General features: G+C 68.6%; 17 protein-coding genes. 9 read left to right on the top strand and 8 right to left on the bottom strand.

Going from position 1 to position 19,343, the window contains the following annotated elements:
- Position 1 precedes the first annotated feature (1 nt).
- The 4 genes from ACIA8G_RS07185 to ACIA8G_RS07200 form a co-directional block, all read right to left on the bottom strand.
- A complete protein-coding gene (locus ACIA8G_RS07185) occupies positions 2-3,718 on the bottom strand; it encodes a S8 family serine peptidase (RefSeq protein ID WP_396417399.1) in 3,717 nt (1,238 codons plus the stop codon).
- Between the two features lie 175 nt (positions 3,719-3,893).
- On the bottom strand, positions 3,894-4,529 hold the full coding sequence (locus ACIA8G_RS07190) for a lamin tail domain-containing protein (protein ID WP_396417400.1): 636 nt from the start codon (positions 4,527-4,529) through the stop codon (positions 3,894-3,896).
- A gap of 136 nt (positions 4,530-4,665) precedes the next feature.
- Positions 4,666-5,196 carry a lamin tail domain-containing protein gene (locus tag ACIA8G_RS07195; protein WP_396417401.1) on the bottom strand — a complete coding sequence of 177 codons (531 nt, stop codon included), beginning with the start codon at positions 5,194-5,196 and terminating at the stop codon, positions 4,666-4,668.
- Between the two features lie 151 nt (positions 5,197-5,347).
- Entirely contained in the window at positions 5,348-5,656 is a 309-nt protein-coding gene (locus ACIA8G_RS07200; RefSeq protein WP_396417402.1) for a helix-turn-helix transcriptional regulator, read from the bottom strand.
- A gap of 253 nt (positions 5,657-5,909) precedes the next feature.
- Here ACIA8G_RS07200 and ACIA8G_RS07205 point away from each other — a divergent pair, with 253 nt between their 5' ends.
- The 4 genes from ACIA8G_RS07205 to ACIA8G_RS07220 all read left to right on the top strand — a co-directional run bounded on the left by ACIA8G_RS07205 (position 5,910) and on the right by ACIA8G_RS07220 (position 9,584).
- Positions 5,910-6,320, top strand: coding sequence for a nuclear transport factor 2 family protein (locus ACIA8G_RS07205; RefSeq protein ID WP_396417403.1), 411 nt, complete (start codon positions 5,910-5,912; stop codon positions 6,318-6,320).
- Positions 6,317-6,934: a ScbR family autoregulator-binding transcription factor gene (locus tag ACIA8G_RS07210; protein WP_396417404.1), complete on the top strand. Its 618-nt coding sequence runs from the start codon at positions 6,317-6,319 to the stop codon at positions 6,932-6,934. The genes ACIA8G_RS07205 and ACIA8G_RS07210 overlap by 4 nt, the downstream gene beginning before the upstream one ends.
- A gap of 97 nt (positions 6,935-7,031) precedes the next feature.
- Positions 7,032-8,270 (top strand): ATP-grasp domain-containing protein, encoded by a 1,239-nt coding sequence (locus ACIA8G_RS07215; RefSeq protein WP_396417405.1) that lies wholly within the window; start codon positions 7,032-7,034, stop codon positions 8,268-8,270.
- A 69-nt stretch (positions 8,271-8,339) separates the two neighbouring features.
- Positions 8,340-9,584, top strand: coding sequence for a protein kinase (locus tag ACIA8G_RS07220; RefSeq protein WP_396417406.1), 1,245 nt, complete (start codon positions 8,340-8,342; stop codon positions 9,582-9,584).
- 217 nt (positions 9,585-9,801) lie between these two features.
- On the opposite strand, the gene ACIA8G_RS07225 is transcribed toward ACIA8G_RS07220, so the two are convergent.
- The 3 genes from ACIA8G_RS07225 to ACIA8G_RS07235 form a co-directional block, all read right to left on the bottom strand.
- Positions 9,802-10,509, bottom strand: a complete 708-nt coding sequence (locus tag ACIA8G_RS07225) for an HAD family hydrolase (protein ID WP_396417407.1) — start codon at positions 10,507-10,509, stop codon at positions 9,802-9,804.
- 21 nt (positions 10,510-10,530) lie between these two features.
- Positions 10,531-11,820 (bottom strand): wax ester/triacylglycerol synthase domain-containing protein, encoded by a 1,290-nt coding sequence (locus ACIA8G_RS07230; RefSeq protein ID WP_396417408.1) that lies wholly within the window; start codon positions 11,818-11,820, stop codon positions 10,531-10,533.
- Positions 11,821-11,881: 61 nt separating this feature from the next.
- Entirely contained in the window at positions 11,882-12,781 is a 900-nt protein-coding gene (locus ACIA8G_RS07235) for an anti-sigma factor RsbA family regulatory protein (RefSeq protein ID WP_396417409.1), read from the bottom strand.
- Positions 12,782-13,165: 384 nt separating this feature from the next.
- On the opposite strand from ACIA8G_RS07235, the gene ACIA8G_RS07240 reads away from it, so the two are divergent.
- Positions 13,166-13,900, top strand: a complete 735-nt coding sequence (locus tag ACIA8G_RS07240; RefSeq protein WP_396417410.1) for an alpha/beta fold hydrolase — start codon at positions 13,166-13,168, stop codon at positions 13,898-13,900.
- Positions 13,901-13,906: 6 nt separating this feature from the next.
- Here ACIA8G_RS07240 and ACIA8G_RS07245 read toward each other — a convergent pair whose 3' ends face one another.
- Positions 13,907-14,446 (bottom strand): MOSC domain-containing protein, encoded by a 540-nt coding sequence (locus ACIA8G_RS07245; RefSeq protein WP_396417411.1) that lies wholly within the window; start codon positions 14,444-14,446, stop codon positions 13,907-13,909.
- A gap of 265 nt (positions 14,447-14,711) precedes the next feature.
- On the opposite strand from ACIA8G_RS07245, the gene ACIA8G_RS07250 reads away from it, so the two are divergent.
- The 4 genes from ACIA8G_RS07250 (at position 14,712) to ACIA8G_RS07265 (ending at position 19,341) form a co-directional block, all read left to right on the top strand.
- Positions 14,712-15,707 carry a LacI family DNA-binding transcriptional regulator gene (locus tag ACIA8G_RS07250; protein ID WP_396417412.1) on the top strand — a complete coding sequence of 332 codons (996 nt, stop codon included), beginning with the start codon at positions 14,712-14,714 and terminating at the stop codon, positions 15,705-15,707.
- Between the two features lie 107 nt (positions 15,708-15,814).
- On the top strand, positions 15,815-17,458 hold the full coding sequence (locus ACIA8G_RS07255; RefSeq protein WP_396417413.1) for an ABC transporter substrate-binding protein: 1,644 nt from the start codon (positions 15,815-15,817) through the stop codon (positions 17,456-17,458).
- Complete coding sequence (locus ACIA8G_RS07260) at positions 17,459-18,364, top strand: ABC transporter ATP-binding protein (protein WP_396417414.1); 906 nt, start codon at positions 17,459-17,461, stop codon at positions 18,362-18,364.
- Positions 18,361-19,341: an ABC transporter permease gene (locus ACIA8G_RS07265; RefSeq protein ID WP_396417415.1), complete on the top strand. Its 981-nt coding sequence runs from the start codon at positions 18,361-18,363 to the stop codon at positions 19,339-19,341. Before ACIA8G_RS07260 ends, ACIA8G_RS07265 begins: the two co-directional genes overlap by 4 nt.
- Positions 19,342-19,343 lie beyond the last annotated feature (2 nt).

Below are 19,343 nucleotides of genomic sequence, written 5' to 3' on the forward strand. Positions count from 1 at the left end.
CTCAGCGGGTGCGGAAAGCCTTCTGCATGGTCTGCGTGACGGTGTTCCCGGCGCCGTCCCTGGCCTCGGTGCGCAGCCAGATCTCACCGGCCGGGTTGTCGATGGTGACCTGCCAGCGGTCGTTCGCCGGCTGGATCTGGGCGGGCCGCCACGTCACGCCGTCCGCCGACCACTGCACCTTCACCACGGTGATGGGCGTGCTGTTCGTCGCGTGCACGTGGTAGACGAACGGTTTGCCGGCCGGGGCGGAGTTCGTGAGGTCGAGCGGCAGGTCGTGCCGGAGTGCGATCAGCGGCTGGAACTGACAGGTGGCTTCGCCCTTGTGGCACGAGTAGCCGCGCGGCGGTGGGTTGAGCGAACGGCGTGACTGGAACGTCCACGTCGTGTCGGTGCGCGGGGCTAGGGTGAACAGGACCGCGTTGACCGCGCCCGCCACCGCTCCCGGAGCGTGCGTCTCCGTGGCTTCGAGGCGGTAGGTGGCCTGTTCGGGGGACATCGGGAAGGTCGGGTAGAACGCGAGCGGGTCCTGGTCCGCCGGGATCTCCCGGTCGTCCCGGAAGAGCCTGACCTTGGTCGTCGTGAAGAACTTGCTGTTCTGGTACGGGTTCGTGTAGTGGCCGGGGTTGCCGTCCGTCCACTGCAGAGCCGGGACGAACGTGTCGCCGGTGCGGCAGTTCGAGCAGAGCTGGCGCCACGATCCGCCGGCGGCCGGGTAGCGGGCCGGGTGGTCGGACGGCAGGTCGATCGCCGTGCTGTGCATCGGGCCCGCGAACCAGCGTTCGACTGCCGCCGCCTGGCCTGCCCTGAACACGTTCTCCTGGTACATCGCCACGGCCGCGCGCTGACCCTTGGCGTCCGTGCCGCTCAACGTGACCGAGCGCTTCCACACGATCCGGTCGTCGCCGGGCCCGATGTACTCGGTCCACGCCTGGGGCGGCGTGAACGTGGTGCCGCGCAGGATCTGCGACTGCCACAGCCCGGTCGGGTACGGGTACCAGGTCTTCTGCACGGTCAGGCCGGGCTTGTCGGCGTGGTACGCCGTCTTGCGCATGACCAGCTTCTGCGGATCGACGACCTGGCGATGGTTCGCCGGAATGCCGTTGGCGTCCAGGAAGCTCAGGTTGAACACGGCCTCCGGTGCCGGCTTGATGCTGAGTTTGACGGCGTTCTTCTCGGCAAACTGGCCGTCTGCGTTGCTGAGGCTGAGTGAGGGCAACGCCGTGCTCGCGAGCCCGGTCAGCGGCAGCGCGTTCGGCTCGTCCACATAGGACAGCAGTGCCTTCTTGCCTTCCTGTGCCGCCGCGGTCGCCGCGGCGTTGGCGGCCTTCACCATGTTCGCCGGGGTGTCCGGCTTGATCTTCACCAGCTTGATGCCGTCGGTCAGCTCGCCGGGCCACTTCGCGGTCAGGGCGGTGATGTCGCCGTCGGTCTTCAGCGTCCGGCCACCGGCGGTCAGCGTGACCGTGGCGGTCTGCAGGGTCACGTTGTCCTGCAACGAGATCGCGCCCTTCTTCGCGGCCGCGGCCGGGGTGGCGCGGACCTCCCACGGAGCTCCGCCCAGCACGGCGGCGGTCTCGATGATCAGCGGCAGCTTCTCGCCTTCCTCGGGCAGCACGCGGCGCATGGTGACGGTGCGGTCGCGTTGCTCGGCCGGGCCCGGTGGCACGACCTCGACCGGCACGGTCTTGCGCGCGTCGAGCGAGACGTCCGCGGCACCGGTGACGGTCAGCTCCGGTGCGGCCAGTGCGGACCAGCGGCGCACTCCGGCGGTGTTCTCGGTCGCCCAGCTCACCGCGGAGTAGCGGCCGCTCGGCACGTTCGCGACACCTTCGCCGTTCACGACGTCGAAGTAGTAGCTGGTGGTGTCGTCGAACGGGTCGTTGAGGTCATCGCTGCCGTTGGAGTCGTCGATCAGCTGACCGAACGCCGGGCCCGGTGGCCGGCCGGCGACGTCACGGACGTGGACCGACACCGGAAAGGTCTGTGGTGCCTCGTAAACGCTGACCGGTGTGCGCAGGGTGGTGCCGGGGCCGGTGGCGGTGACGAGGCCGCCGTACACGCCCGCCGGGCCCGCTTCGGGGTCGAGGCTGAGGGTGGCAGAGGCCTTGGCACGGGCCGGGATGGTCAGGCGTGTGGTGCTGAGGCTGAACGCGGTCGTGGGTTTGCCGTCCCAGCCCTTGAAGGCGGCGGCCAGGTCGAGGGTCAGGGGCGCTTCGGAGTCGTTGGTGTAGTTGAGTTCCTGGGTGAGAGTGCCGCCGGTGCCGCGCTCATAACGGCCGAAGCTCGCGGCGGCGGTGGCCGTGGCTTTCTGCGTGACGGCACGAGCCACGTCGAGCCGCCCCGCACCCTGCTGGTACCACGGCATTCCGACGTCGGCGGCACTCGTCACGAGCGCGTTCTTCAACGTCTGCGCGGACCAGTCCGGGTGTTGCTGGGCGAGCAGTGCGGCCGCGCCCGCGACGTGCGGCGTGGCCATCGAGGTGCCGGAAGCGGCGGTGTAGCGGTCGTCGACCGGCGCGCCCATGGACGTGCCGGCCGCGCGGGCGGCCACGACGCCGAGGCCCGGCGCGTTGATCTCGGGCTTCACCGACGCGTCGCCGATGCGCGGGCCGGTGCTGCTGAACGGTGCGAGCTTGTTCTGCCGGTCGACAGCGCCGACGGTCAACGCGGAGGCGGCCGTGCCGGGGGTGGTGATCGAGCGGTTCGCCGGGCCGTTGTTGCCCGCAGCCACCACGAACAGCACACCCGTCTCGGCGGCGAGCTGGTCGACGAGGGTGCTCAGCTCGTCGGTGCCGTCCGTGACGTCGCCGCCGAGGCTGAGGTTCACGATCTTCGCGCCGGATCGCGCCGCCCACTCGATGCCCGCCAGCACCTGCGAGGTGTCGGCCTCGCCCGCGCCGTTGAACACCTTGGCGATCACCAGTTTCGCCGCCGGGGCAACGCCTTTGTACTTGGTGCCCGACGCGCTGCCGGTGCCCGCGATGGTCGCGGCGACGTGCGTGCCGTGGCCGTGCCGGTCGATCGCGTCCGGTTCGTCGGAGAAGTTCTCGACCGCGGTGAGCTTCGCGGCGACGTCCGGGTGCCCGGCGTCGATCCCGGTGTCGACGACGGCGACCGTGACACCGGCGCCGTCGAGGCCGGCCTGCCACGCTGCAGGGGCGCCGATCTGCCGGGTGGTCTGGTCGAGCGTGACGCGGATCGGGCGGTCGTACTTCAGCTTCACCCCGGACTTCGCCGAGACGTCGAGCGATCGCCAGAACTCCTGCGCCTGCGCCTTCTGCACGTGGATGCCGGACGCGTTGAGGCTGCTGATCCTGGTGTGGGCCTGGGCGGAGTGGCCACCGGTCATCAGCACGGGCACAGCGGCCGCGCGGTCGTCGGACTGGCCGGTGCGGACGAGCTCGGTGACGTTGAAGAGGGTGCGTTCGACGGTGCCGGAGGTGATCGCCCCGATCGCGTCCGACGGGTAGACGTGCAGACCGTCACGGGTCGTCATCGTGTGGAAGATCGGCGGCTCGCCATCCCTTGGCGCGGCGTGGATCCGCGCGAGCTTCCGGCCGTCCGGAAATTCGGTGTAGTCGACGACGTCACCGGTGATGAGGGTGATCTGGTGCGAGGCCTCGGAGGTCTGCTCCGGCGGTGCCCCGGGTGCTGCGGACGTGGGTGGTGCGTCGAGCGTTGCTGCGGCGACGACGAGTGCCAGCAGATGTCGTATCACGGCGCCCTCCTCCGGTGATCAGTTCACAGCAGGATGAGGGGCCGGAATACGTTGGGAAACAGGCGGAAGCGGCGGTTAGTCGCCGTTGGCGACTTCGCGCCACACGCGGCGAGGTGCCCTGGCCGTCGAGGGGCGACGGCCAGGGCACCTCGGTGCACCCGTGGAGTGGGGATCTCTAGAAGGTGCGTTCCTGCAGTGAGAAGTCACGCTGGTTGTTGTTCGTGTCCTGGCTCAGGATGTTGCGCGTGTTCGAGCCGTTGAGCGCGGCGGTCTGCGCGGTTTCCGGAGCAGCGTTCGTGCCTTCCTTCGGCGTGATCGCGCTCGCCGAGAACGCGACACCGTCGATCTTGAAAGCGGTCGGCGCGCTGCTGCCGAAGATCGCGACCCCGCCGAACACCGGAATGCCCTCGGCACCCAGGAAGTTCACCGGCATCACGTGCGGCGTGGAGGTGGTGCCGGAGAACTCGGCGCCCGTCAGCACGAGGGTGCTGCCGACGTTGTTCTTGGGCGCCAGCACGATCGGCGAACCGGTCGTGTCGACCAGCGGGATCGACTGGATGACCTGGTTCTGCTGGTTGTAGATCTTGATCACCCAGTTGGAGAGCTCGAGCTGCTGGTCGGTCGTGTTGACGATCTCGATCGCCTCGTCGAGCGGTCCGTTCGCCCCCATCGTGGAGACCTCGTTGACGAGCACGGCCGGCAATGCCATGACCTCAGGGCCCTGAGGCTCTTCGGCGGCGGCGGCCAGACCCGCGAACGCGATGGTGCTCGCGAATGCGAGAGCAGTGGCTCCGCTCAGCAGTCGGCGCATTGTTCCAGTCCCTTCGAGAGATTAATTCAAGGTATTTCTCGTAGACGGCCGGTGGCCTCGTGCAATGGCCTGTCTTGCCGTCGGGACTGACTTTGCTCCGGTTTTCGGTGAGTCGAAAGGGGCCATTCAATGTTCGCTACTGATTGGTTTCTCCGGGAGAAGGAATTTGGCAGCTGAAGTCGGTCGAGTTGTGATCGGTGTCCCGCGAGGCGCTGTCGCGGCCGAGCGAGGGACCTTGTCCAGAATTTGGGCAGGGGATCGCCGGACCGGCTTCCCGGCAGGGTGAGGAGGACGTGAGCCCGACGCTGTCGGTGTGTGCGCCGTGCCGGTTCCTGGCGATTACGCCACTTCCGTCCACGGTGTCCACAATCAGGCCGTTCGGCACTGTTCCGCTGAACGCGCTACCGACTATCACGAAGTATTCACCCGGAGGTAGCACGGTGTTCGGTGGGATGGTGGCGAGGATTCGCGGAGTGGGACCGGTACAGGTCTGGACCGACCATCCTCCGACGTCTGCCTCGGTGGAGCCGGTGTTGCGCAGCTCGACGAATCCGCTCGAACCGAGCGTGATCTCGTTCACTTTCACCGGAGAGACCCCCGGTGTGCTGCCGAACGCGGCGCCGGCGAGGAGCAGACACGTTGCGACGGTGTTTCCTGAGGGTGTCACGATCGCAGTCTGGCGCGCTCGCGGGGGCTGCCGCAGGGGGCCAAAGGCCCGCTCTGCCTGGGACTTGTGGGAGGTCGGTGGCCGCGAGGTCTGGGCGGTGCACCGCTGTCCCGGCCGGTGGGCAGGCCCCCTGCAGTTCGCCTGCGCTCCGCTAAGCGGAGTGGTCTTCCCTGGTTCCCCTGCGTGTCTCACGCGCGATCATCGCCGCCTTGTCGACCGCAGCGTGCGGCACGTCGAGTGCCGTGCTGAGGAAGGCGCGCCAGTAGGGGCCGGGAATGCGTTTCCCGCGTTCCCATCTTGAGACTTCTTCACGGGTGACGCTGTCGTTTTGTGAGATCTCGCACAACAGGTCCGCAAGTTCGCGCTGGGTGAGGCCCTGCTCTCGCCTCGCCTGCGGAATCAGCGCGGTAATGGGCGGCACATCCTGGTGCTCGTGGGCTGGTTGGACTGCCTTGAGCACGGTTCTGCTCCGTTTCGGTGTGAAGGTGGGTGTGCCGACCACCATGCCGCAAAGCCCGGATCACCGGTCCGTGCATTGCGGTGATACCGGCGGTCGTTGAAAGTTCGCGTACCTCTGGAATCGCCCGATCGGATGTTTGGGGGAAACAGAGCTGGGCCAATGGGGTGTGCGCACTCCCTTTGTCTGCCCGTCGCTAGTGTGACCTGCACCGGATCGTTGCCGCCGCAATGACCGGGATGAGAAGGTGAGGAAAATGTACTCGACGGTCGAAGTGGTGCAGGTGTTCCTCTCCCGACTCGCCGCGCAGGACGCACCCGGCATCGCGCGGTTGTGTGCACCGACCGTGGAATGGGAGGCGCCCGACCCCAACGGTGCCAGATGGATGCTCGGCCCGCGCACCCGCCGTGAGGTCGAGTCCCAGTTCCTGATCCTGTTCGCCACGTTCGACCTGGAGCAGCTCTCGGTGCGCCAGGTGATCGTCGATGGAGGTGACGCGGCCGTGGTCGGCTGGGCGCGCTGGCGGGTCCGTGCCACCGAGGAACCGGTGGACGTGCGCTTCTCGGCGGTGCTTTCGGTGCACCTGGGGGAGATCGAGCAGTACTGGCAGATGCCGGACACGCTCGCCGTCGCCGTGGCGACCGGCGCCGCCCGGGCCGAGGGATGAGCGTCAAACGCGAGCGGGCGACGCACACCAGGGCCAGGCTCCTGCGTGCGGCGGCCGAGGTGTTCGACCGGAACGGGTTCGCGGGAGCGAGCATCACCGACGTGTGCGCGCGGGCCGAGGTGTCTAAAGGCGCGCTTTATTGCCACTTCCGCTCGAAGGAGGCCCTCGGCGTCGCGATCATCGAGGAGCAGTCCCTGCTGTGGCACCGGTTGCGCGACGATCAGCTCGCCGTCGAACCCTCGCCCGTGCAGGCGCTGATCGCGATGTCGTTCGAGTTCGCCCGCAGGCTCGAGGCCGACCTCACCGTCCGGGTGAGCGCGAAGCTGTTGCGGGAGGCGGTGTTCTTCGACGTCGCGGCCGCGGCGCAGGTCGTCGGCTGGGTCGCGGTCGTGCGGGACCTGCTGGCGCTGGCCGACGAACGCGGCGAGCTGAGGAAGGGCGTGAACGTGCGGCACGCGGCCGAGCAGCTCGTGGCGGAGCTGCTCGGGCTGCAGTTCGTGGCGCAGGCGCTCAGCGGCGGCACCGACCTGCGCGTGCGGCTGGCGCGGGTGTGGCGGGCCAGTTCTGGCTGTCTGGTGACAGCTGCCGTCTACGAGACGTTGCGTTTCGAGTGACGATCGTCTCGACCCAATCGAGACAGGAATGCCTGGTGGCGGCCGCGCTGTTGTGCTCCTCGTTCGGTAATTAACTTTACGATCTAGAGGAGCAGTGGTGGCGGGTCGCAGCATCGTCGTGGTGGATCCCTACTCCGCGGGCAAGGGCATCGCGCCCGCGTTCGCCGAGCGTGGCGTCGAAGCGATCGCGGTGCTGACCACCCCGGAGCCACCGGCGGGCCTCGCCAGGACGTGGTTCCCGGACAACTACCGCGAGGTCCACGTGCTGGCGGGCCTCGACGAACTCGCGGAGAAGCTCACCGAGCACGACCCGGTCGCCGTCGTGCCGGGCACCGAGACCGGCGTCGAGACCGCCGAGGCGTTGTCCGAGCTGATCGCGCCGGGCCGGTCGAACGTGCTGACGCTCTCGTCCGCGCGGCGCGACAAGTGGCAGATGGCCGTGGCCCTGCGCACCGCCGACGTCCCGCACCTGCGTCAGATCAGCTCCGACTCGGCCGACGAGGTCGCCGGGTGGCTGCGCCGCGAAGGCCTGGAGAACTCGCCGATCGTGCTGAAGCCGCAGGAGAGCGGCGGCACCGACGACGTGTTCGTCTCGATGCCCGGCGACGACTGGCGGGAGAAGTTCCACCGGATCTTCGGATCTGTTAACAAGCTGAACCTTCGCAACGACAAGGTGCTCGTGCAAGAACTCGCGGTCGGCACCGAGTACGAGGTCGACACCTACTCCGTCGACGGCCGGCACGGCCTGTCCGCGGTCTGGCGTTACGCCAAGGAACGCCGCGGCGACCGGCTCGGCATCTACCTGTCCAACACCCTGGTCTCGCCGTCCGAGCCGGTGGTGGACGTGCTGTTCGAGTACGTGTGCCAGGTGCTGGACGCGACCGGCGTGCGCAACGGCCCCGCGCACGTGGAGGTCATGATCACCGAGGACGGCCCGCGGCTGATCGAGATCGGCGCGCGGCTGGCCGGTGCCCAGCAGCAGGAGCTGACGCTGGTGGGCGCGCAGGAGAGTCAGATCACCCGGATGGTTCGCCACCGCGTGGATGGCGACCCGTCGGTGGCGCGCTACACCCAGCACCAGCAGGTGAAGTCGGTGTACCTGTCGTCGCCCGCGGCCGGTGTGCTGGGCAACGCGGCGCGGCTAGACGAGCTGGAGTCGTTGCTTCCGAGCCTCCTGCGCGCCGAGCTGCCGTACCGCGAGGGTGCGACGGTGCCGCGCACGGATGATCTGTGGACCTCGCTCGGCTGCGTCGTGCTGGCCACGACCGACCTCGAGCAGCTGGAGCGCGATGAGGCACTGGTGCGTGAGATCGAAATGGAACTGACGGTAGTTTGATCTTCCGGCCGCCTGGGTAGCCGGAATTCCACGCGACCCGTTAGGTTGCTGCGCAACGAGCGGAGGCCCATGAGCGAGCCCTGGGACGGCGACCTGACCGGCGCGGTGATCGACAACCGCTACGTCGTGGGAACCCTCATCGGCTCAGGTGGCATGGCCGAGGTCTACCGCGCGTACGACCGGTCAACGACGTCCTCGGTCGCGATCAAGATCTTCACCGGCCCCGGCCTGCCCGACGACGAGCTCCGGCTGCAGCGCGAGGCCACCATGCTGACCTCGCTCGACTGCCCCGGCATCATCCCGGTCTACTCGTCCGGCACGGTGTCGCGCCGGCCGTACTTCGTGATGCGGGAGATCACCGGCGGCACGTTGCGCCAGCGCATGCGCGAGCCCCTGCCGCCCCGGTTCGTGGCGCGGATCGGCAGCCAGATCGCCGCCGTGCTGGACCACGTGCAAAGCCTCGGCGTGGTGCACCGCGACATCAAGCCGTCGAACATCCTGCTCGACGACGCCGAGAAGCAGGCGTACCTGGCGGACTTCGGCCTGGCACTGGTCGCCGAGGTGACGCGGGTGACCACCTCCGGAGTCCTGGTCGGCACCGCCGGCTACCTGGCCCCGGAACAGGTCCGCGGCCAGGACGTAGGACCGGCGGCGGACGTGTACGCGCTGGGCCTGGTGCTGCTCGAGTGCCTGACCGGCCGAGCCGAGTACCCCGGCGGCGACGCCGAGGCCGCGCTGGCCCGCCTGGCCCGGTCGCCGCGGATCCCGATCGACCTGCCGCTGGCCTGGGTGTCGCTGCTGTCAGCGATGACGGACATGGATCCCGCGCGCCGTCCCACCGCCGCGCAGTGCTCCCGTTCGTTGCAAGCCGCCTACGAGGCCAGCCGCGGCCTGCCCGCCCTGCTCCCGGACGCGGCCGTGGCCGCTGACCCGGAGGTGCCGCGGCCACGTCGTGGCAAGCGTTTGGCGATCTCCGCCGCGGCTGCGGCGGCCGTGACCGCGGTGGCTGTCGCGGTGGCGAACTTCGGCGGTGGCGGGGGAGAGGCTCCGGCCGCTGACCAGCCCGTGGTGGTGCCGGATCCGCGGACCCACGTGGTCACGGTGACGCCTTCTACGGTGACCGTGGTGCAGACGCCGGAGGCTGGGCCGGGGGCGCCGCAGCCTGGGGCTGTGTTGCCCGGGTCTGTTACGCCTACCTCGTCGGGCGCGGGGGAGAGTGCTGAGCCGACTGAGTCGACTCGGCCCAGCAAGGAGCGGGACAAGGATCGGAAGAAGTCGTCGGAACCGCGTCCCTCGCCTGCTCCTAAGCCGTAGGCGCGCGCCACTCGGGGTTGGCTTCGGAACCGCGTCCGTCCCCGCTTCCAGGCCGTAGGCGCGCACCACACACACCGGGGCTGGCTTCGCGCACCACACACCGGGGCTGGCTTCGGTACCACGTCCGTCGCTCGCTCCCAAGCCGCAGGCGCGCACCACACACACGGGGCAGGCCGGGTACCCCCAAATTCGATCGTACTGAGCAGGGCCGACAGCCTCAGGCGTTCGGCTCCGCCACCTCCCCGAACGGCAGATCCGCCAGCTCGGCCCGCAACGTGTCCAGGTCCGCGTACACCGCCGAAGCCCCGCGGTCGATCAGCTCGTCCTCGCCGAACCCGCCGGTCAGCAGCCCGATCGACGGCAGCCCGGCCCTGCCCGCGGCCTCGCAGTCCCACACCGAGTCGCCCACGACCACAGCGCGGAAGCCCTCACCCACGGCGCGAGTGCCCTCACCCACGGCGCGAGAGCCCCTGACCTGCCGCAGCGCCACCTCGATCAGGTCCGGCGCCGGCTTGGTGTCCTCGACGTCGTCCGCCGACGTCCAGGCGATGTCTCCGGGATCGATCAGCTTCAGGTAGTGCTCGACGTGCTTGCGCTTGCCGGAGCTCGCCAGCACCACCGTCAGGCCCAGGTCGGTCGCGGCGCGGACCAGGCGGTGCGCGCCCTCCAGGGGCTGCACCTCGTCCAGCATCTCGTCGAAGTGCCGCTCCCACGCCTGCCGCACCTCGTCGCCGTGGTCCTGCTCCACCTTGTCGCCGGCCACGGCCGCCACCAGCTTGTCGCCGCCCATCCCGATCGCGCGGTGCACGCGCCAGGCGGGGACGGTGACGTCCACGCTGCGGAAGGCTCTCAGCCAGGCGACGGTGTGGTGGTAGTTGGTGTCGACCAGCGTGCCGTCCACGTCCAGCACCACGGTGTTGCTCATGCGCGAGGTTTGCCCGGTCGTCTACCTCGGCAAACCCACCAGCTCGCGGGCGTCCTGCAGCGCCGCCAGCTCGCGTCGCAGCACGCCGTCGAGCCACTGGGCGTCCGACATCCACGACTGGTTGGTGTTCAGGCAGACGTGCACCGACGAGCGGTACACGGACAGTGCGATGCCCACCGCGTGACCTGGGGCAACCGGGGCGACCGGGTACATCTCGCACAACGCGGCGCCGTCCAGTGACAGCGGTACGGACGGCAGCGGCACCGACGTCACCAGCGTGTCGAACAGCAGTGGTGCGCAGCGGGAGGCGACCGGGGCGGCCAGGCGGTGCACGAACGGTGGCACCTTGTCGGCCAGCAAGGGCAGGGCGCCGGCGCCGCGGTCGGGGCCGGCCGCCTTCGCCGTCTCCATCTGCTCGCGCACCGACCGCAGGCGTTCCAGCGGGTCCGGCTCGCCCACCGGCAGCGACACCAGGAAGCCGGAGATCTGGTTGCCCGCGGCGCCGTCGCCGGAGCGTGAGCGCTGGTTAACCGGGATCAACGCCCGCACGACCGAGTCGGGGCCCGCGCTGCCGTGCGCGGAAAGCCAGTGCCGCAACGCACCGGTGACCAGGGCGAGCAGCACGTCGTTCACCGTGCCGCCGTGCGCGCGCCGGATTCGGTGCACGTCCGCGAGATCCAGCCGCGACATGACCACGCGGCGTGGCCGGGACGAGGCGGTGAGCACCGGCGAGTTCAACGTCGGCGGGCGGGTGTTCATCAGCACCGAGGACGCGATGTCGATCGTGTCCTTGATCCCGCGCAGCGACGGGATGATCGACCTGGCCTGCACCGGCAGAGCGTCCGGAATGGACAGCCGGGAGGCGTCGAACAGCTGAAGTCCCAGGCCAACGGCCTTCATGCCGTCGCACAACGAGTGGTGCAGCTTCGCGACGACCGCGAACCGGCCGCCTGCGAGGCCGGTGATTACGTGCAGCTCCCACGGCGGTCGCGCGAGGTCGAGCGGCTGCGCCATGAGGTGGGAGACCAAGGTGGCGAACCGATCCCGCCCGCGCACGTGGTGCGTGAAGACGTGGTCCTCAGGCACGAAACCGGGGTCCTCGACCCAGCGGGCGCCGCCCAGCAACGAGGTGCGGGCGCGTTGGCGCAGGCGTGGGATCTCCTGTGCGCGTTCGCACAACACGGCCGCGATGCGGGCTGGGTGCACCGGCGTTGTAGGTGCGAACGTGGCAACCGCGCCGAGGTGCAGCGGGTTGCTGTTGCCTTCCATGGCGAGGAAAGCGATGTCGAGGGGGGAGAGTTGCTCTGTCATAGGTGTGCCAGGCAACCAGGTCCGCGTGTCCTGCGCATTGCAGTGAGATGGCGGTGACTGTCTAACGCCCCAAGTACACTCGAACGGTGGTACCGCTGTGACTCGTGTGGGTGCGAACCAGGTCACACAACAGGTTCACCATCACGATTCCGAAGCCGGACAGGCCGGTGAACGAGGGCGGGAAACCCGCTCCGGAGTCGCTCACCTCACACACGACGGTGTCGCCCTCGCGCCACATCCGCAGCACCCCTCGGCCGGACGCGTGCAGGATGCTGTTGGTCGCGAGCTCGTTCACGGCGAGCACCAGATCCTCGACCTGCTCGCGGCGCAGCCAGGTCGCGTACGCCGAGACGAGCTTGCGCATGTGCGCGAGCGTGCCGACGGAGAAGCCGTGCTCCTCGAAGCTCGCGGGCGGCGGCGGTAGCGGCACGTTGTAGATGTCGGCCAGGCCGGCGGGGTCGGTGTACCACTCACTGGCGACGCGCTGGGCGCCGTCGATCACCACCGGGTGCGTGCGCTTGGCGTCCTCCAGCACGTGGTCGGGCAGCGCGCTCGCGTCATAAGGACACATGAGGGTGCCACGTCTGCCCTCGAAGGCCGTGTTGATCAACGCCTCATGCTGGACGCACGCCGGATATTCGAGGTCGGTGCGGCCCGGCCAGACCGGCTCGCCCACCATCCGGACGCGGCTCTGCGGCGTGCTCGCGCTGAACGCCATCAGCACGCCGGGGATGATCCGGCCGGGGTTGCGGCCCGCCTCGGTCATGTCGATGAAGTGGACCTGGTCGGCCTGGTCGCCCAGCGACTCGCGCAGCAGTGCGATGCCCGGCTCCGGCACAGCCACGAGCACGGGCTCGCCTCTGTCCACGCCGTCCGCGACGAATCTGGCCGTACCGGCGAGGAAGTCGTCCTCATCTCGGTAGAACAGGGCCTCGTGCGCGAACGGAGCAGCGGAGTTCATCGGCTTCCCGGAAAGGTCGATGGCTGAAGCAAGCCCTCATTCTGCTCCCCGTAACACCGTTTCGGCGGGGGCCAGCCCGGTGGTTTGTCGGCGAACACGCGGACGTCCACAAGTGAACGTGAAATGCGCCGGGAGGCTGTCACACAGCTGTCACCGGCTCCGCGCGTCTCGTTTGGGCCGCTGGATGTTCGCGCCGTCTCGTCACCGGGACGGCCAGGGTCGCGGCCTCTCGTGTCCTCAGTGGATTCGGGGTGCGGGCCGGCAAAACGCCAGGCAGACTCGGGCGCGCAGTGGCTCTTGCGTGCGGTCGGCGCAGCGGCGCATCATGCGTGCACCGGTCGCTGTGCGCTGGTCGAACGTACCGCCATTGAGGGAGGTGGCACCGTGATCCCGCACTACACGCTGACCGGACCGGACGACGCACCGGTGCTGGTGCTGGGCAACGCCCTCGGCACGACCACCGAACTGTGGCGCGAGTTCACGCTCCCGTTCCGGCTGCTGCGCTTCGACCACCGCGGCCACGGCTCTTCTGCCGCCACAGCGGGTCCTTGCACGATCGAGGACCTGGCGGCCGATGTCGTGGAACTCCTGGACCACCTTGAACTGCGCCAGGTGTACTACTGCGGCGTGTCACTCGGCGGCATGCTCGGCATGTGGCTGGCCGCGCACACCGACCGCGTTTCCCGGCTGGCCCTGATCTGCACCGCGGCCTGGTATCCGGACAAGTCCGGCTGGGACGAACGGATCACCACGCTGCGCACGCTCGGCATGGAGCCCGCGGCGGACACGATCGTCTCGCGCTGGTTCACCCCGGCCTTCTCGCCGGCCGTCGTCGCCCACTTCCGCGCGTCACTGCTCCGGGTGGACGTGCCCTCGTACCTCGCGTGCGCGGAGGCGATCCGCGACATGGACCTGCGGGCCGATCTCGCGAAGATCGACGTGCCGACCGTGGTGATCGCCGCCGCGCAGGATCACGCGACCCCGCCCGAGTTCGCGCGCCACATCGCCGACGAGCTGCCGGACTCAGACCTCTACATCGTGGGCGACGCCGCCCATCTGGCCGTGGTCGAGGCACCGCGCACGATCTCGGTGATCCTCGACGGCCACTTCGACGAGTAGCAGTGGCTATACCTTTTCCAGCGGCTTGTGAGGCTGCGGCGGCAGCTCGACCCGGATCTCGTCACCGGGACGGACAACGCCGCCGACGAGCACCACGGACATGATCCCTGCGCGACGGACCAGTTCGCCGTCCGGACCTTTGTGGACCACTTCCTTGAGCAGGCCCTTCGAGAAGTTGTCGATCTGCACGCACGGGTTGCGCAGGCCGGTCACCTCGACCACGGCCTCGGAGCCCAGGTGCAGCAACGTGCCGGTGGGCAGACCGAGCAGGTCGATGCCGCGGGTGGTGACGTTCTCGCCGATCTCACCCGGCTCGACGGGGAAACCCTTGCCCTGCAGTTCGTCGAACAACTCGGCGTGCATCAGGTGCACCTGGCGCAGGTTCGGCTGCGTCGGATCCTGGGCGACGCGCGAGCGGTGTTTCACCGTCACACCCTGGTGCACATCGCCTTCGACGCCGAGGCCGGCGAGCAGCGTGATGCTGGCACGGACCGGTTTGGTGAACGTGTACTCCTCGTTGCGGCTGACCGCTGTGACAACCCCCATGCCTCCGATTGTGCAGGATGGTGCGGCAGCACGTCGTTGCTCCGTTCGGAGGAGCTGATAGGGCATGCAGATGTGTGGTTGGGTATCTCAATTCGGGCCGCCCGATCGGGCCCTACCTGCGATGATGGTCATCACCGTGGAAACGCTCCCACGAACTTCCGTCTGGACTCTTGACTAATCCTCAGGTCAGGCTGTTGACTCCGTCACACCTCGTCGGAACCGGTACCGAAACCGGTTTCAGGAGGCGGCGGAAAGGAAGTTCGGCATGCGTGTCACGATCGCGGAGGTCGCCCAACGCGCCCAGGTGTCCAAAGCGACCGTGTCACGTGTGCTGAACGGTAAGCCCGACGTGGACGCCTCCACCGCGCAGCGAGTTCGCAAGGTCATCGACGAGATCGGTTACGTGCCGAGTGCACGTGCCGTCGGTCTGGCGCGGGGTCGTACCCGCACGGTCGGCATGCTCGCGCCGTCGCTCACGTGGCCGTGGATGGGCGAGGTCCTCCAGGGCATCGTCGACACGCTCGAGGCCGACGGGTACGGGCTGCTGCTCTACACGCTGAACCGCGGGCCGGAGTCGCTGAACCAGTTCGCGAACCACGTGTCCGCCAACGCTTTCGACGGCCTGCTGGTCGTCGAGCCGCCGGACGCCCTGCACTACATCTCCACGCTCTACCGGGCGGGCCTGCCGGTCGTCATGATCGACGATCGCGGCTCGCACCCGGAGTTCCCTTCGGTGACGACGACGAACCGGCAGGGAGGCGCAGATGTCGCGAGGCATCTCGTCGCGGCAGGCCGCCGCAGGTTCGCCGTCGTCACCGGACCACCGCACTTCGGGTGCACTCAGGCGAGGCTGGACGGGTTCCGGCTCGCTTTGGCGGAAGCGGGCCTGACGCTGCACCCGGACCTCGTTGTCGACGGCGACTTCACCACGGAAGGTGGTGAAGTCGCTGTCGACAAGCTCGTCGCCAGTGGCATCCCGTTCGACGCGATCTTCGCGCAGAACGACCTCTCGGCGGTCGGCGTGCTGCGGGCACTGCGGGAGTCCGGCCGGATCGTCCCCGACGACGTGTCCGTGGTGGGCTTCGACGACGTCCCGGTAGCGGGACACACCGAACCTCGGCTGACGACGATCCGCCAGCCGCTGCAGGAGATGGGTGCCGCCGCCGCGCGGATGCTGCTCTCCACGCTCGAAGGACAGCCGATGCCGGATCACCCGCTGGTGCTGCCGACTTCGTTGATCGTGCGCGAATCCGCGCCCTGACCCACCACAACTGAACGGATCCGCCAGGCCGCACCCGCGGTCTGGCGAGTTCGCCGTACCCGTGTACGAGAGCGCTCTCATACACCGTCGTATCGGGAGATACCCCCATGCGCAGAACAGTCATCGTGGCGTTGGCACTGGCGCTCGCGGCGACCGGATGCTCGTCTGGCGGCGCTACAAAGGCTGCCGGCGTGCTGACCGTCGGCATGCCCAACGGGCCGCTGACCGAGAACCACAACCCGTTCCTGCCGACGTCGGCAGCGGGTTCTCTCGGGTACCGCTACCAGATCTACGAGCCGCTCGCGTTCGTCAACAACACCCGCCCCGCCCAGGACCCGGTGCCGTGGCTCGCCACGAAGTGGGACTGGACGCCCGACTACAAGAAGGTCACCTTCACGATCCGGGAGAACGTGAAGTGGTCCGACGGCAAGCCGCTCACGGCGGCTGACGTCGCCTTCTCGTACGAGATCCTCAAGAAGTGGCCGGCGCTCAACAACCGCGACTCGCTCAAGGTCGAGACCGCGGCGGCGACGCCGGACGGCAAGGTCGAGGTCTCGTTCGCGAGCCCGCAGTTCGTGAACCGCAACAAGGTCATCAGCGCGATGGTGATTCCGCAGCACGTGTGGAGCACCGTCCCGGACCCGACGACCTACACGAACCCGAAGCCCGTCGGCACGGGGCCGTACGAGCTGAAGTCGTTCACCTCGCAGACCGTCACGATCGCGCGGCGCGCTGAGTACTGGCAGGAACTGCCCAAGGTTCCGGAGATCCAGTACACCTCGTACAACGACAACACGGCGCAGACCACCGCGCTGGCGTCGGGTGCGAGCCAGTGGTCGTACGTCTTCATCCCGGACTACCAAAAGCTTTACGTCGACAAGGACCCGGCGAACCACAAGCTCTGGTTCCCGGCCGGTCTAGGCATCCACGGTCTGTGGCTGAACACGACGATCGCGCCGTTCGACAACGCCGCGCTGCGCTCCGCGATGAGCGACGTGATCGACCGCGAGGCGATCTTCGTCAAGGGCGAGGCCAAGCTCTTCCCGAAGCTCGAGTCGAAGACCGGCATGCCGTTGCCCGCCGGTGATTCCTTCCTCGCGCCGGAGTACAAGGACGCGAAGTTCAAGATCGATGTGGACGGGGCGAAGCAGAAGCTCGCCGCGGCCGGCTTCAAGCTCGAAGGCGACGTGCTCAAGGCTCCGGACGGCAAGCCGGTCACCATCGAGCTCACGAACCCGTCCGGCTGGTCGGACTACCTGACGGTGCTCGACATCATCAAGGGCGACCTGAAGAAGATCGGCATCGAGGCGACCGTGCGCACGCAGACCGCGGACGCGTGGACGACCGACTTCGCGAACGGTGCGTTCCAGGGTTCGTTGCGCTGGACCAACACCGGCGCGACGCCGTACGAGATGTACCAGAACATCATGGACGCCGCGGAGATCAAGCCGGTCGGGCAGACGGCGGCGGTCAACTTCGGGCGCTACAACAGCCCCGAGGCGACCGCGGCGCTGGCCGAGTACGCGAACGCGGCGGACGACGCGGCGCGGGCCAAGGCCCTCGCGGTGCTGCAGAAGATCATGGTCGAGCAGGTGCCGATGATCCCGACCTCCGCGGGTCCGATCGGCGCGGAGTACAGCACGAAGAGCTGGGTCGGCTGGCCGACCGAGGAGGACCCGTACGGTCCGCCGCAGGCCACCCTGCCCAACGCCCTGCAGATCGTCATGAAGCTGAAGCCCGCGGGGTCCTAAATGAACGAAGTCGCGCTTGAAGCGAAAGGTCTGGTCAAGACCTACAAGCGCGTGCGCGCGGTGCAGGACGTTTCCATCGTCCTGCGCCGCGGGCGCGTGACCGCCCTCGTCGGCGAATCGGGATCCGGGAAGTCGACGGTGGCGAAGCTGCTGGCGCGGCTGGTGGAGCCCACCGAGGGGGAGATCCTGCTGGATGGCAGGAAGGTGCGACGGGTCCGGGAATACCGGCGCTACGTGCAGATGGTGTTCCAGGACCCGTTCGCCTCTCTCAACCCCATCCACACGATCCGCTACCACCTCACCCGGCCGCTGAAGATCCACAAGCGGACGGAGACGGTGGAGGAGCTGCTGGAGCGGGTGAACCTGCCGGCCGACTTCGCCGCCCGGTACCCGCACGAGCTGTCGGGCGGTCAGCGGCAGCGCGTCGCGATCGCGCGGGCGCTGGCGGCTCACCCCGAGGTGCTGCTCGCCGACGAACCGGTGTCCATGCTGGACGTCTCCATCCGGCTCGGCGTGCTGAACCTGTTGCTGGACCTCAAGGAACGGCTCAAGCTCGCGGTCCTCTACATCACGCACGACATCGCGTCGGCGCGGTACTTCGCGGACGAGACGTTCGTGATGTACGGCGGCCAGATCGTCGAGGGCGGCGACAGCGAGTCCGTGACGCAACGGCCGGCGCACCCGTACACGCAGCTGCTGATCGAGTCCGCGCCCGACCCGGAACGGTCGGTGATCGCGCTGGACGCCCCGCTGGAGGAGGTCGCCGCGGTGTCGACCGGGTGCCAGTTCGCGGCGCGCTGCCCGAAGGTGCAGGAGCGCTGCTGGACCGTCGCACCGCCGCGCACGGAGGTCGACTCCTACGGGCACTGGGCGGCCTGCTGGCTGTACGTGGAGGCGGCGGCATGACGTTCCTCCTGCGGCGCGCGGTGTTCTACCTGATCACGCTCTGGGCGGCGATCACGGCGAACTTCATGCTGCCACGCCTGCTTCCCGGTGACCCGGTGCAGGCGATGATCACCAAGCTCGGCGGACGGCTGAACAGCGACGCGATGGCGTCCCTGTACATCCTCTTCGGGCTGGACGACAACAAGTCGATCTGGGAGCAGTACATCGACTACTGGGGCTCGCTGCTGCGCGGCGATCTCGGGCTGTCGTTCACGTTCTTCCCGACGCCGGTCGCCGACGTGCTCTCGCAGTCGATGCCCTGGACGCTCGGGCTGGTCGGCGTCACCACGGTCATCGCGTTCCTGCTGGGCACCCTGCTGGGTGTCTACGCCGGGTGGAAGCGCGGTTCGTGGATGGACAACCTCATCCCGGTCACGACGTTCCTGTCGTCGATCCCGTACTTCTGGCTCGGGCTGATCGCGATCTCGCTGTTCTCCGTGACGTGGCCGCTGTTCCCCGCGTCCGGCGGCTACGCGCCGGGTCTGGTGCCGGAGTTCTCCGGCGAGTTCATCGGCAGCGTCCTGGAGCACGCCGTGCTGCCCGGCGTCACGATCGTCGTGAGCTCGGTGGCCGGCTGGATCCTGGGCATGCGCAACATGATGGTGACCGTGACGGCCGAGGACTACGTGCTCGTCGCGCGGGCCAAGGGACTCACCCAGAAGAGGATCATGTTCGCCTATGCCGCGCGCAACGCCGTGCTGCCGTCGATCTCCGGTTTCGCGCTGTCACTGGGTTTCATCGTCGGCGGCGCGCTGCTGGTCGAGATGGTGTTCTCCTACCCCGGCCTCGGATACGTGCTGTTCCAGGGCATCGGCGCGAAGGACTACCCGTTGATGCAGGGCGTGTTCCTGGTGATCACACTGGCGGTGCTGGTGGCGAACCTGCTCGCGGACATCGGCTACCTGCTGCTGGACCCGCGCACGCGGCGGGAGGGCTGAGA

It is taken from the genome of Lentzea sp. NPDC051213, from assembly GCF_044455585.1.
In the GTDB taxonomy this organism is placed as follows: Bacteria; Actinomycetota; Actinomycetes; order Mycobacteriales; family Pseudonocardiaceae; genus Lentzea.